The organism is Streptomyces finlayi, assembly GCF_014216315.1.
Taxonomy (GTDB): Bacteria; Actinomycetota; Actinomycetes; order Streptomycetales; family Streptomycetaceae; genus Streptomyces; species Streptomyces finlayi_A.
In genome coordinates, this window is sequence record NZ_CP045702.1 from 7,111,630 (window position 1) to 7,124,144 (window position 12,515).

General features: G+C 72.2%; 10 protein-coding genes. 7 read left to right on the forward strand and 3 right to left on the reverse strand.

What is annotated here, in order from left to right; genetic code table 11:
* Positions 1–12 precede the first annotated feature (12 nt).
* Entirely contained in the window at positions 13–1,194 is a 1,182-nt protein-coding gene (locus F0344_RS32665; RefSeq protein WP_185302202.1) for a glycosyltransferase, read from the reverse strand.
* A 58-nt stretch (positions 1,195–1,252) separates the two neighbouring features.
* On the opposite strand from F0344_RS32665, the gene F0344_RS32670 reads away from it, so the two are divergent.
* The 4 genes from F0344_RS32670 (at position 1,253) to F0344_RS32685 (ending at position 4,964) form a co-directional block, all read left to right on the forward strand.
* A complete protein-coding gene (locus F0344_RS32670) occupies positions 1,253–2,038 on the forward strand; it encodes a glutamate racemase (protein WP_185302203.1) in 786 nt (261 codons plus the stop codon).
* 70 nt (positions 2,039–2,108) lie between these two features.
* The gene (locus F0344_RS32675) at positions 2,109–2,669 is read left to right on the forward strand and encodes a hypothetical protein (RefSeq protein WP_185302204.1); all 561 of its coding nucleotides are present in this window, start codon (positions 2,109–2,111) and stop codon (positions 2,667–2,669) included.
* Positions 2,670–2,837: 168 nt separating this feature from the next.
* Positions 2,838–4,466 carry an apolipoprotein N-acyltransferase gene (gene lnt / locus F0344_RS32680; protein ID WP_185302205.1) on the forward strand — a complete coding sequence of 543 codons (1,629 nt, stop codon included), beginning with the start codon at positions 2,838–2,840 and terminating at the stop codon, positions 4,464–4,466.
* Positions 4,467–4,475: 9 nt separating this feature from the next.
* On the forward strand, positions 4,476–4,964 hold the full coding sequence (locus tag F0344_RS32685) for an NUDIX hydrolase (protein WP_185302206.1): 489 nt from the start codon (positions 4,476–4,478) through the stop codon (positions 4,962–4,964).
* Positions 4,965–5,045: 81 nt separating this feature from the next.
* Here the strand turns inward: F0344_RS32685 and F0344_RS32690 are convergent, their stop codons facing one another.
* The gene (locus F0344_RS32690; protein ID WP_185302207.1) at positions 5,046–6,434 is read right to left on the reverse strand and encodes an MFS transporter; all 1,389 of its coding nucleotides are present in this window, start codon (positions 6,432–6,434) and stop codon (positions 5,046–5,048) included.
* A gap of 694 nt (positions 6,435–7,128) precedes the next feature.
* On the opposite strand from F0344_RS32690, the gene F0344_RS32695 reads away from it, so the two are divergent.
* Positions 7,129–7,683, forward strand: a complete 555-nt coding sequence (locus F0344_RS32695; RefSeq protein WP_308460998.1) for a M23 family metallopeptidase — start codon at positions 7,129–7,131, stop codon at positions 7,681–7,683.
* A 220-nt stretch (positions 7,684–7,903) separates the two neighbouring features.
* On the opposite strand, the gene F0344_RS32700 is transcribed toward F0344_RS32695, so the two are convergent.
* Entirely contained in the window at positions 7,904–8,764 is an 861-nt protein-coding gene (locus F0344_RS32700; protein ID WP_308460999.1) for a hypothetical protein, read from the reverse strand.
* Positions 8,765–9,008: 244 nt separating this feature from the next.
* Between F0344_RS32700 and F0344_RS32705 the strand changes: the two genes are divergently transcribed.
* Positions 9,009–12,170, forward strand: a complete 3,162-nt coding sequence (locus tag F0344_RS32705) for a type 2 lanthipeptide synthetase LanM family protein (protein WP_185302208.1) — start codon at positions 9,009–9,011, stop codon at positions 12,168–12,170.
* A 127-nt stretch (positions 12,171–12,297) separates the two neighbouring features.
* Positions 12,298–12,498, forward strand: a complete 201-nt coding sequence (locus tag F0344_RS32710) for a hypothetical protein (RefSeq protein ID WP_185302209.1) — start codon at positions 12,298–12,300, stop codon at positions 12,496–12,498.
* Positions 12,499–12,515 lie beyond the last annotated feature (17 nt).

Below are 12,515 nucleotides of genomic sequence, written 5' to 3' on the forward strand. Positions count from 1 at the left end.
GCGCCCCCCGCGTCACCGGTCCGGTGCGGCCTCGGGGCGGGCGTACGTACGCCCCTTCCAGGCCGCACCTCGTCCCCGGCGGTGCTGCACGGCCGAATCGACCGTCATCAGCAGATACAGCAGCGCGGTGACCGGCAGCAGGGGCGCGAGCCACAGCGGCTGCCGGTAGTACGCCAGCATCGGCATGTACGTTCCCGCCATCACCGCCCAGGCGGCCCCGCCCGCCCACACGGCCAACGCGTCACCCGTCAGCAGACCGGCGACGAGTGTGACGGGCGGGGCGAGATAGACGAGAGCGAGCCCCGGCACCGTCCCGGCGAGCAGCAGCGGGCTGTGCCGCAACTGGGTGTACGCGCTCCGCGAGATCATCCGCCACAGATCCCCGAGCCGCGGATACGGGCGCACGCTGTCCACCCGCTCCGCCAGCCCCAGCCAGATCCGGCCACCGCTGTCCTGCACCGCACGCGCCAGGGACACGTCGTCGATCACCGACTGCCGGATGGACTCCGGAATCCGCGCCCGCTCGGCGGCCTCGGTACGCAGTAGCACGCACCCGCCCGCGGCAGCGGCCGTCCCCGAGCCTGCCCGGTTCACCCGGCGGAACGGGTAGAGCTGCCCGAAGAAGTAGACGAAGGCCGGGACGATCAGCCGCTCCCAGGCACTGACCACCCGCAACCGGGCCATCTGCGAGACCAGGTCGAAACCGTCCGGGGTGCCCGTGGTCGCCGCGGCGACCAGCTCCCGCAGACTGTCCGGCTCATGCGCGATGTCGGCGTCCGTCAGCAGCAGGAACTCCGGCTTGCGCTCCCGGGCCAGCGTGACCCCGTGCCGGACCGCCCAGAGCTTGCCGGTCCAGCCCGGCTCCGGCTCCCCGGGCGAGGAGACCGTGAGCGGCAGGCCTCCGTACCGTACGGACAGCGTGCGGGCGAGATCGCCGGTGCCGTCCTTGCTGCAGTCGTCGACCAGGAAGATCTCGGCCTCGCCCGGATAGTCCTGTGCCAGCAGCGAGGGCAGGCTCACGGGCAGCATGCCGGCCTCGTCACGGGCCGGGACCACGACGGCCACCGACGGCCAGCGCGCCGGAGCCGTGCGCCGGGGCAGCCGCTGGTCCGTGCGCCAGAACAACCCCTGCCCCAGCAGCAGCCACACCCACACGATCAGCGAACTCACGGCGATCCAGGCAACGGCGCTCATCCGCCGCAGTCTGCCCCACTTCCACAGGGCCGCAAGGGGTGTCGACTATGGTGACCGGGTGAAGATTGCGCTGATGGACTCCGGAATCGGCCTGCTCCCCATGGCGGCGGCGGTGCGCCGGCTGCGCCCGGGCGCCGACCTCGTACTCTCCTGCGATCCGGAGGGGATGCCCTGGGGACTGCGTACGCCACAGGACGTGACCGAACGCGCGCTCGCCGTGGCCCGCGCCGCGGCCCTGCACCGGCCGGACGCCCTGATCGTCGCCTGCAACACCGCGTCCGTACACACCCTGCCCGCGCTCCGCGCCGCGCTGGAGCCCGCGCTGCCGGTCATCGGCACCGTGCCCGCCATCAAGCCGGCGGCCACGGGCGGCGGCTCCGTCGCCATCTGGGCCACCCCGGCCACCACCGGCAGCCCGTACCAGCGTGCGCTGATCCGTGACTTCGCCGGCGCCGCCGCCGTCACCGAGGTCCCCTGCCCCGGCCTCGCCGATGCCCTGCAGCACGCCGACGAGCCCGCCATCGACCGTGCCATCGCGGCCGCCGCCGCCCTCACCCCGCCGGACGTACGGGCCGTCGTTCTCGGCTGCACCCACTACGAACTGGTCGGCGAGCGCATCCGCGCCGCCGTTCAGCAGCCCGGCCGTGAGCCGGTCGCCCTGCACGGCTCCGCCGACGCCGTCGCCGCCCAGGCGCTGCGCCGCATCGGCGCCGGAACCCCTCCGTCGGCCGAACCCGCCGGAACCCTCGCGGTCATCCTCGGCGGACACGCCGCCGAACTGCCGGAAGCCGCTCTGGCCTACGAGGAAGGGCGTCTGCTGAAGGCGCTCAACCTCGTCCGCTGACCGCCCGGACCGTCCCCGACGGGGCCGACAGCCCCTCCTCGGCACGCGAAGTCTGCGTACGCTTCCTGGCATGAGGGACCACACCGGCAAGGACAGCCACGGTTCGAGCGAGGCCCCGTCCGCTGTCTGGCACGGCCGTGCGACCAACCGTGCCCAGTGGCTGCTCGCGATAGCGGGCGCGGGGTGCGTGGCTCTCGGTATCCAGCTGGCCGTCGGCTCGGCCTGGACCTCCGGAGTCGCCCCGCTGCTGATGTCCGTCATCGGCTGCATCGCCGCCGGACTGCTCATCCTGTTCGGCACCCTCGCCTTCGTCCACGTGGTGGTCAGGGTCGACGGCGACGCCCTGGAGGTGCGCTGCGGCCACATGGGTCTGCCGCGCCGCCGCATTCTTCTCACGCACGTGGTGGGCGCGGACTTCGTCCCCAGGGTCACTCCGCGCGAATGGGGCGGCTGGGGCTACCGCTGGCGCCCCGAGCAGGGCACGGCCGTGGTGGTGCGCAGGGGCGAGGGCCTGGTGCTGCGACTCGGCGACGGCAGAACCTTCACGGTCACGGTGGACGACGCGGAAGTGGCGGTGCGGTTCATCCGCGACCGTCTGCACCTGTCTGCGACGGGTCCTCGGGCGACGTGAGCCTGAAGCGGACGGCGTGACGCGCCTCCTTCCTGCTCCGCCCGTCGGCTGTCGCTCTGCCGTCGCGCGCGCCGTTCACCCCGTCAGCCCCGATGCCCTTCCGCCCCGGTCCCGGCCGGACCGTCCCGGCCCGTCGTGCCCACAGGCTGCCGCCGTAGACTCCGCCAGGTGAGCGCCACCATCACCTCCACAGACGAATCGCCGTCCGCCCCCGCCGCCCGCGGCAGGAGGCTGGGGGCGCGGTTCGTCCGCCCGCCCGCGGCCGTGTTCTCCGGACTGCTGCTGTACGCGAGCTTCCCGCCGCGTCCCCTGTGGTGGCTGGTTCTGCCGGGCTTCGCCCTGCTCGGCTGGGTCCTCTTCGGGCGCGGGCTGCGCGCCGCGTTCGGTCTGGGGCTCCTCGCGGGTCTCGGCTTCATGCTGCCGCTGCTCCACTGGACCGGTGAGGAGGTCGGCCCCGTACCGTGGCTGGCGCTCGCCGTAGCGGAGGCGCTCTTCATCGCGGTGGGCTGCGTCGGGATCAGCGCCGTCACCCGTCTCGCGTACTGGCCGGTCTGGGCCGCGGCCGTCTGGACGCTCGACGAAGCGCTCCGGGCCCGTGTGCCGTTCGGCGGATTCCCCTGGGGAAAGATCGCCTTCGGCCAGGCGGAGAGCACGTTCCTCCCGCTCGCGGCACTGGGCGGCACCCCGCTGCTCTCCTTCGCGGTGGTGCTGTGCGGCTTCGGGCTCTTCGAAGCGGTACGCCAGTTCCGTAGGTACCGTGTCACCGGCGCCGTCCCCCGGGCCGCGATCGCCGTGGCGGCCGCGACGGTCGCCGTACCCGTGGCGGCCGCGTTCGCGGCGCTGCCCCTCGTCGACTCCTCGGCCGAGGACGGCACCGCGACCGTCGCCGCGATCCAGGGCAATGTGCCCCGTCTGGGCCTCGACTTCAACGCCCAGCGCCGCGCGGTCCTGGACAACCACGCCGACCGCACGGAACAGCTCGCCCGTGAGGTGAAGGCGGGCACGGTGCCCCAGCCGGACTTCGTCCTGTGGCCGGAGAACTCCTCCGACCTCGATCCGTACCGCAACCCCGACGCGCGCGACGTGATCGACGACGCCGTCAGGGCGATAGGCGTACCCACCGTCATCGGCGCCGTGGTCTCCCCGGAAACGGGCCCTCTGCGCAACACCCTCATCAAGTGGGACCCGGCGGCCGGTCCCGTCGCCACGTACGACAAGCGCCACATCCAGCCGTTCGGTGAGTACATGCCGATGCGTTCCTTCGTCCGGATCTTCAGCAAGGACGTCGACCGGGTGCAGCGGGACTTCGGACCCGGCAGGAAGGTCGGCGTATTCGACCTGGCGGGTACGAAGGTGGGGCTCGTCACCTGTTACGAGGCGGCGTTCGACGACGCGGTACGCGACACGGTCAAGAACGGTGGGCAGCTCATCGCGGTACCGAGCAACAACGCCACCTTCGGGCGCAGCGAGATGACGTACCAGCAACTGGCGATGAGCCAGGTGCGGGCGGTCGAACACGGCCGGTCCGTCGTCGTACCCGTCACCAGCGGCGTCAGCGCCGTGATCCGGCCGGACGGCACGATCGTACGGAAGACGGAGATGTTCACCCCGGCCGCCTTGGTCGACGAGGTGCCCCTGCGGTCCTCACTGACCCCCGCGACCCGCATGGGCCCGCTGCCCGAGGGGATTCTCGCGCTCCTCGCCCTGGCCGGCCTCGGCTGGGTGACGGTCCGCGGCGTACGCGCCCGCAGGCTGCGCGGGGCGACCGCCCCCGAGACCGGTGGCTCTGCCACGTAGGCTCGGCGCATGGCTACTCCCGACTTCATCCGAGAGATCCGCGCGACCGCGGGCCACCAACTCCTTCTCCTGCCCGGGGTCACCGCGATCGTCTTCGACGACGAGGGCAGGGTGCTGCTGGGCCGGCGCTCCGACACCGGTAAGTGGTCCGTCATCGGCGGGATCAGCGAACCGGGGGAGGAGCCCGCGGCCACGGCCGAACGCGAGGTGTACGAGGAGACCGCCGTGCACTGCGTGGCGGAGCGGGTGGTGCTCACCCAGGCACTGCAGCCCGTGCAGTACGCCAACGGCGACCGGTGCCAGTACCTCGACGTCACCTTCCGTTGCCGGGCAACAGGTGGTGAGGCGAAGGTCAACGACGACGAGTCGCTGGAGGTGGGCTGGTTCTCCATCGACGCGCTGCCGCCGCTGAACGAGTTCGCCCTGTTCCGGATCAAGCAGGCACTCACCGACGGACCGACCTGGTTCGCGCGCACTCCCCGGGCCGAGCAGCCGTAGACAGGGCGGAAGGGGCCGCCCATCACCTCACGGTGGCGGGCGGCCCCTTCCGCACGGAGCCGGGCAAGGGCGGAGCGGCCCTCAGACGCTGCGGGCGTCGGCGGGCACCGCGGCCTGCGCGTCCGATGCCTTTCCGTGCTCCGCCCCGATGTCCGACAGGTCCCGGTTGCGGGTCTCCTTCGCACACAGGATCGCCACCATCGTGAGCAGCGCCGCGGCGATGACGTACAGGGCGATCGGCGTCGAGTTGCCGTAGTGGTCGAGCAGCGCGGTGGCGATCAGAGGCGCCGGCGCTCCGGCCGCGACCGACGAGAACTGCGCACCGATGGACGCCCCCGAGTACCGCATCCGCGTCGCGAACATCTCCGAGAAGAAGGCGGCCTGCGGTGCGTACATCGCGCCGTGGAATACGAGGCCGACCGTGATGGCGAGCAGCAGGTTCCCGAAGCTCCGGGTGTCGATCAGGGCGAAGAACGGGAACATCCACAACCCCACGCCGACCGCACCGATGAGATAGACCGGCCGGCGCCCGATCCGGTCGGACAACGCGCCCCACAGCGGAATCACGACGAAGTGCACGGCGGAGGCGACCAGTACGGCGTTGAGGGCCGTCTGCCTGCTCAGGTCCGCCTCTATCGTCGCGTACACCAGGATGAACGCCGTGATGACGTAGTAGCTGATGTTCTCCGCCATCCGAGCGCCCATGGCGATGAGAACGTCCCGCCAGTGATGCCGCATCACGGCGACCAGGGGCATCCTCTCGGCCTTCTCGCTGGTTGCCTTGCGTGCCGAAGCCTGGGCCAGAGCGGCCTTGAAGACGGGTGATTCATCGACAGAGAGACGAATCCACAAGCCGACCATCACGAGCACGCCGGAGAGCAGGAAGGGGATGCGCCATCCCCAGGCCAGGAACGCCGCGTCGGACATCAGCGCCGTGAGCGCCGCGAGCACGCCGGTAGCCAGCAACTGACCTGCCGGGGCGCCGGTCTGCGGCCAGGACGCCCAGAAGCCGCGCCGCTCGGCGTCACCGTGCTCCGACACCAGCAGCACGGCCCCGCCCCATTCGCCACCGAGTGCGAATCCCTGCACGAGACGCAGGACCGTGAGCAGAACCGGGGCGGCGGACCCGATGGCGGCGTGCGTCGGCAGCAGCCCTATGCAGAACGTCGCGCCGCCCATCAGCAGCAGACTCAGCACCAGCAGCTTCTTGCGCCCGAGCCGGTCTCCGTAGTGGCCGAACACCAGGGCACCGATGGGCCGGGCGGCGAAGCCGACCGCGTACGTGAGGAAGGAGAGGAGAGTGCCGACGAGCGGATCGGACCCGGGGAAGAACAGCTTGTTGAAGACCAGCGCGGCGGCCGACCCGTAGAGGAAGAAGTCGTACCACTCGATGGTCGTTCCGACGAGGCTGGCGGCGACGATCCGGCGAAGGTTCGAAGGTGCTGGTGGAGAGGTTGCTGGGGCGGCCATGGATACCACTTCCGGGCGGTTGGCGGGGACGTATGCGTGTCGCCACACCGTAGGAAGGGGCAGGTCAGGGGCGTATGTGGCGGGACACCATATTTCTGGTGGCTGGTGTGCGTGCTGCCGCTACGGGGAGGTGGTGCGGATCTGTTTCGTCCGTATCGGGGTGGACGGGCCGGGCGGGAGCGTGCTGTCCGATTTGCACTGTTCGCTCCCGTCTGCCGACCTGGACCCCGCGGTCGCGAACCGGACGATCCGACCGCCCCGGCGACGAGGCCGGACGCCTCGCGACTCCGGCGGGCCTGGAACAAGACGTGGTACGCCAGGAGAAGACCGGAAGGAATCGAGAGTAATAGCCACCGCCCCCTCCCCTCGCTCAACTTTCATTTTCCTCGTAAGGGAATTTTGACTCAGGGGCGCATCTTTCGACCCTCGCACGGATGGCGCGCGCACGGCGCCCCGTCCGAGAGTGCTTCCCGCCTGGCGCTTTGGTGCCACTTCCGCGTCGGAACCGGTTTGGCCTGCACCAACGCCAAGGGCCGGTATGTCCGGGCAGCCAGTGGTCGAGACCAATAGCAGGGCGCGACGGCCCTCCTTGGGCCCTTGCGTGACCGGCCGTCAGGCTCGATCCTGCAATTTCTCCGCACCGGCCGAAACCGCGGAGTCAGGTTCTTTCAGAACTACTTGGGCGGAGATTGACGTGAGTCGAGCGAAGACGGTTCTGCGCAGAACGGCTGTCATGGCCGGTGCGCTGATGACGGCGGCGGCAGTCACGATGACGGGAGCCTCCACGGCCGCGGCCGTGGACTACTACTACGAGCTGCCGTACCCGGCGGGCGAGGCCTACACGGTCACCCAGGGACCGGAGGGCACGTACTCGCACACCGGTCCGTACAACGAGTACGCCTGGGACTTCGGGCTTCCGGCGAACTACGAGGTCTCCGCCGCGCAGGCGGGCACGATCGTCCACTCCAACTGGTCGCCGTACTGGCAGAACGGCATCGAGGTGATCATTCGGCACTCGAACGGCCAGTGCACCCACTACGCGCACCTGAACAGGTCGTTCTACGAGCCGGGCGACTGGGTCCCGCAAGGCCGGATCGTCGGCTGGTCCGGCAGCACGGGCGCCTCCACGGCCCCGCACCTGCACTTCCAGGTGATCAACTGCAACACCCGCGTGGGTCTGCCCGCCACGCTGCAGGGCTGGACGCCTTACACCGGGACCCGCCCGGTCAGCGTGAACTCGTACGCCTGATCCCACCGGCCCCGCTCCGTACCGTCCGAAGGCGCCCGCACCCCTGGGTCCGGGCACCTTGCGACACCTCGGAGGGACGGCTCGCCCGCCCGCTCGGCCCAGGATGGCGTAACCGCCCCGCGGACCACCGAAGACGGCGACGCGGTCCGGGGCCGCGAATCCTGCTCGACGGCCCGGTCGACGGCGTCGATGAGGTCGTCGTGCGCCGCCCGGACCGGCGTCAGCCCGGCGCGGCCCGCGTGCCCCATGCGGTCGTGAGTCCGTCAAGCCACGCCGGGGGGAGTTCCGCCCGCTCCCACTCCGTTCGGAGCGCCGAAGGCGCGGTGCTGAGGCGTTCGAGCACGGCGATGCTCGTGGGGGAGTGGAGGAGGGAGTAGCGGCCGTGGACGGCGATGCGGCTGCGGGGCCCGTACTGGGCGTACAACTGGGCCAGCCGCTCCCGGTGGGTCTCGGTGAACTCCTTCAGCCTCCCGGCGTACCCGACCCGCCCCACGACGCTCATCGTGCCGAGCACCGCCGTGAGGACCTCGTCCGACACCTCGGGGTCGAGGCTCGAGGCATCGCTGAACGAGAGATAGAGCGGCGTCACGGCGACCTTCGCGAGTTCTACGTCCATCCTGCCGACGAGGTGATGGCCCGGTGCGGCGTCGTCCCCCACCGCGTCGGACATCGCCGGACCGATGGCGCGCTCCAGGGCGCGCTCGGCGATGCGGACGAGCGCGTCGCCGACCGCCCGGGCGCCGTCGTGCCAGCCGGTGGCGTACGGCTCCCCGTTCTCGCCGGGAGGTGCGGCCGCCTTCCCTGCCTCACTGTGCGCTTCCGCGATCGCCCCTGCCTCCACGAGCGCGATCAGCTCCTCGGCCTCGTCCCTGAACACCCCCGAGCGGCTCAGGAGTTCGAAGAGGGTCTTCTTCGCGTTGAGGACGCTGGCGGAGTCCAACGGGTGCCTGCCTATCTCAGCGGTGTTGATCGTGTCCTCCTCGTCGGCCCGGATCCGGTGCTCGGGGCGGGACGCGGCGCGCTCGTCCCGCCCGCCGTGCCTCGGCTGTGTGGCGTCCGGCGGGCGCTGCCCAGGTCTCAAGTCTCCACGAAACGAACGGTCATCGCCGCACCTGGGCTCCTCGGAGCGTCCCGCGTGTCCGTACGGCGACCGGAAGCAGGGCCCTTCGCCGTCGGACGGGCCGCGCCCCCTCCCGTACTCCTCGCCTTCGGCGTCGCGGCGGTACGGAAAACATGGGGGGCTGTTCCCCATGCGCAGGCTCTGCCCTCCGTACCAGGATCGGCCACGGCGCCGAGCGGTCGGCCCGGGTCACGGAGGAGGGACGATGGCGGCGGAGGCAGGACGGATGCGGGACGGGGCTTCGCTGTCGGCGGCCGGACGCTGGTGGGAGGCCGGGCTGGTCTGCGGTGAAGAGGGTGGAGAGCGGCCGGACTGGGCGGCGCTGGCGGAAGAGGTGTCGGACACCGCACCCGAGAAGGCCGTGGCCCCGGCGGGGGAGTATCCCGGGCTGAGCGGGTTCGAGTGGGTGCTGCGGCCGTTCACCGTCTGCGCGGCGGAACGGCTGGAGCGGGGCGTGTCGGAGCAGGCGCGGAGGCTCGTGGACATGACCGCCGTACGAGGCGACCTGGAGCGGCAGCTCAGCGGCAGGCTTGCACGGGCGGCGGCCCGGACACTGGTGCTCGAGCTGCACGAGGCGCGGACCGCCGGACGGCTCGACGGGGAGGACACGCACGCCCGCTTCCGGGACTTCCTGGGACGCACCGCGTCCCGGAGCGGCCTGGCGGCACTGCTGGCCGACCGGCCGGTGCTGGCGCGGATCGTGGGGCGGGCGGCGCTCGACGCGGCGGACGCGCTGGCCGAGGCGCTGGAGCGTCTGGCGGACGACCATGCGCTTTTGACCACCGGCCTCCTGAAGGATTCCGGTGCGGGCCCGGGGCTGCTCACGGGTATCGAACCCGGCGCCGGCGACGGGCACCAGGGCGGGCGGAGCGTGATGCTGCTGCGCTTCGCCGACGGGACGCGACTGGTGTACAAGCCCCGGCCGCTCGCCGCCCACCGCCACTTCAACGCCCTCGTCACCTGGTTCAGCCGGCAGCCCGGCTCCGTGGATCTCCGGACCCTGCGGCTGCTCGACCGGGGTACCTACGGGTGGGTGGAGTTCGTTGCCGCGCACTCGTGCGTCCGTGCCGCGGACGTCGAGATGTTCTACCGGCGCCAAGGCGCACTGCTGGCACTGCTGCACCTCCTCGACGGGACCGACCTGCACCACGAGAACCTGATCGCCGTCGGCCCCCACCCGGTGCTGGTCGACGTGGAGACCCTGTTCCATCCCCCGCTGCCGGGCGCGGCCACGGAGGACCCGGCCGCCCGCGCACTCCATGACTCCGTGTACCGGGTGGGGTTGCTGCCGCAGCTTCTGGTGGGCGACGACAGTGCCATGGACGTGTCCGCGGTCGGTGGAGGGCGCGAGGCTGTGTCGCCCGTGGCCCGGGCGGACTGGGACGACGCCGGCACCGACCGGATGCGCCTGGTGCGCAGGGCCGGGACATTCGGTGAGTCCGCCAATCGTCCACACCTGGAAGGCGGCGAGCCCGTCGAGCCGGGAGCCCACATCGAAGCGCTGTGTGCCGGCTTCCGCGCCGGGTACACGGCGATCAGCTCGGCCAGGGACGAACTGCTCCACGAGTCGGGCCCGTTGCGGGCGTTCGCCGAGGACACGGTGCGCGTGGTGATGCGTCCCACCTGGGTCTACGGCACGCTGCTCGACGAGTCGACCCACCCCGGTCTGCTGAAGGACGCGGACGCACGGCAGCGGGTCCTGGAGACCCTGCGGACCGAGGTGTTCGGCCCTCTCCTCGTGCCAGGCCTGGTCGATGAGGAGATCGCCCAGCTCTGGGCGGGGGACGTGCCCCTGTTCACCGCCCGCCCCGGTGGGGACCGGCTGTGGGGCGCGCCCCAGCGGCCGACGGCCGGGCGCGCCGACCGGCCCGGACTCGCTCGCGTCGAGGCCAAACTCACCGCGCTGAACACGGTGGACCGACAGGATCAGGAGTGGATCGTGCGGGCCGCGATGTCGACGACCTCCCGTACGCCCGCGCACCGGCCGGCCGCGGGCCGACGCGCTCGTACGGCGGACCGTGCCCCGGAGCCGGAGCGGCTGCTGTCCGCGGCCCGGTCCGTAGGGGACCAACTGGTCTCCCTCGCCTACCGCGAAGGCGCACGCAGCAACTGGATCGGTCTGGAGCTCCTGGACGACCGCTACTGGCGCATCGGCCCGATGCCGGCCGACCTGGCCGGCGGCTACACCGGACCCGCGCTGTTCCTCGCCCAGTTGGCCGCCCTCACCGGGGCCGCACACTACGCGGAGGCAGCCCGTACCGCCCTGGCGCCGGTGCCCGGGCTGCTCGACGCGCTGCGCGCCCGGCCCACGGACCTCGGCGCGGTGGGCTCGGGAGCCTTCTCCGGCCTGGGGGGCATCGCGTACGCGCTCGCCGGGGCAGCACGGCTGCTGGACGATCCCGAGGTCGGATCATGGGCGTCCGCCATGCTGCCGCTGGTCGGAGCGGCGGCCAGCGCCGAGGGTGAGCTCGGGGTGGGCTCGGGTGTCGCCGGTGGGCTCGCCGTCCTGCTGGCCACCCACCGGGACGGCGTCGGAACGGGCGAGGCAGGGCAGGAGGCGTGGCGAGCCGCGCGCGTCTGCGCCGACCGGTTGGCTGCCGTCGATCCCACGTCGCTCCGGCGGGATTTCACCACAGGGGCCGCCGGGGTCGGATGGGCCCTCCTGCGATACGCCGAGGCGGAGGCCGAGGGCGGCGCAGGGACCGGGGGCGAGGCCGCCGAGCGGTACAGGGTCGCAGGGCTCTCCGCGCTCCGGGTGGCAGTCGGCGGCTGGACCGACGGCGAGCCGGGACCCGACGGCGGCCGGGGACCCGACGGCGGCCCGGAGGCCGGTCGGGGAGCGCCGGGCAGGGGCCACGGGGGAGCCCCTGCCCATGCGCCGGCCGGTGAGGAGGAGGACGGCGCACGGGCCTCGGCCTGGTGCCGGGGACGGGCCGGCGTCGCGCTTGCGGTGCTGGACGCGCCGGGCGCGCTGGAAGACCCGCAGCTCGCGGCCTGGTCCCGCGGGACCGCCGAGGAGCTGGGCCGGGACCGGGCCGTCCCCGACGACAGCCTGTGCCACGGCGAGGCCGGACTGTGCGAACTCCTGGGCCACGGAGCGCTGCCGGAGGCACGCCCGCACTGGATCCGCCGGGCCGGAGCGCTTCTGGCGTCCGTCGAGGAGACGGGTGCCCGGAGCGGGGCCCCGGACGGCGTCGCACACCCCGGCCTGCTGACCGGGCTGGCAGGAATCGGGCACGGCCTTCTCCGGGCAGGGTTCCCGGACAGCGTTCCCTCCGTGCTTCTCCTGGGGCCGTCCGGACCTGGGCCCGACCCGAAGGACGCGCCGCCCTGGGCCTTGTCCGCCACCGGACTGCCCGCCCGCTGACCGTGGCAGCAGGAAGCCACGCAGCTCCTGGACCGCACCACCAGGCACACCGCACAACCAGGCACACCGCACCACCGCACAGCTCGGCACGACCACCACTCCCGCGGACGAAGGACGAGTGAGGACCATGCAGATCAGTGACTCGGTGAGATACGCAGACGGCGGCGCAGGCTCGGAGACCGCGGCCCAGGACCACCCGGTGGGCGAGGTGACACTCGGGGCGAGCGGGGCGCTGGGGCTGCGCAGCCGCATGCTCGGAACGGGGAACGCGGGTACTGCGCCCTTCATGGACACGCCCTTCACCACCGCGACCGTGCCGTTGTGCTGACGGGAGGACGCTCACGT

What these genes read in the sequence shown, in the direction of transcription:
- F0344_RS32665 (WP_185302202.1), bottom strand. Translation starts at nt 1,194, where the DNA reads ATGAGCGCCGTTGCCTGGATCGCCGTGAGTTCGCTGATCGTGTGGGTG.
- F0344_RS32685 (WP_185302206.1), top strand. Translation starts at nt 4,476, where the DNA reads ATGGCTACTCCCGACTTCATCCGAGAGATCCGCGCGACCGCGGGCCAC.
- F0344_RS32675 (WP_185302204.1), top strand. Translation starts at nt 2,109, where the DNA reads ATGAGGGACCACACCGGCAAGGACAGCCACGGTTCGAGCGAGGCCCCG.
- F0344_RS32705 (WP_185302208.1), top strand. Translation starts at nt 9,009, where the DNA reads ATGGCGGCGGAGGCAGGACGGATGCGGGACGGGGCTTCGCTGTCGGCG.
- F0344_RS32710 (WP_185302209.1), top strand. Translation starts at nt 12,298, where the DNA reads ATGCAGATCAGTGACTCGGTGAGATACGCAGACGGCGGCGCAGGCTCG.
- F0344_RS32690 (WP_185302207.1), bottom strand. Translation starts at nt 6,434, where the DNA reads ATGGCCGCCCCAGCAACCTCTCCACCAGCACCTTCGAACCTTCGCCGG.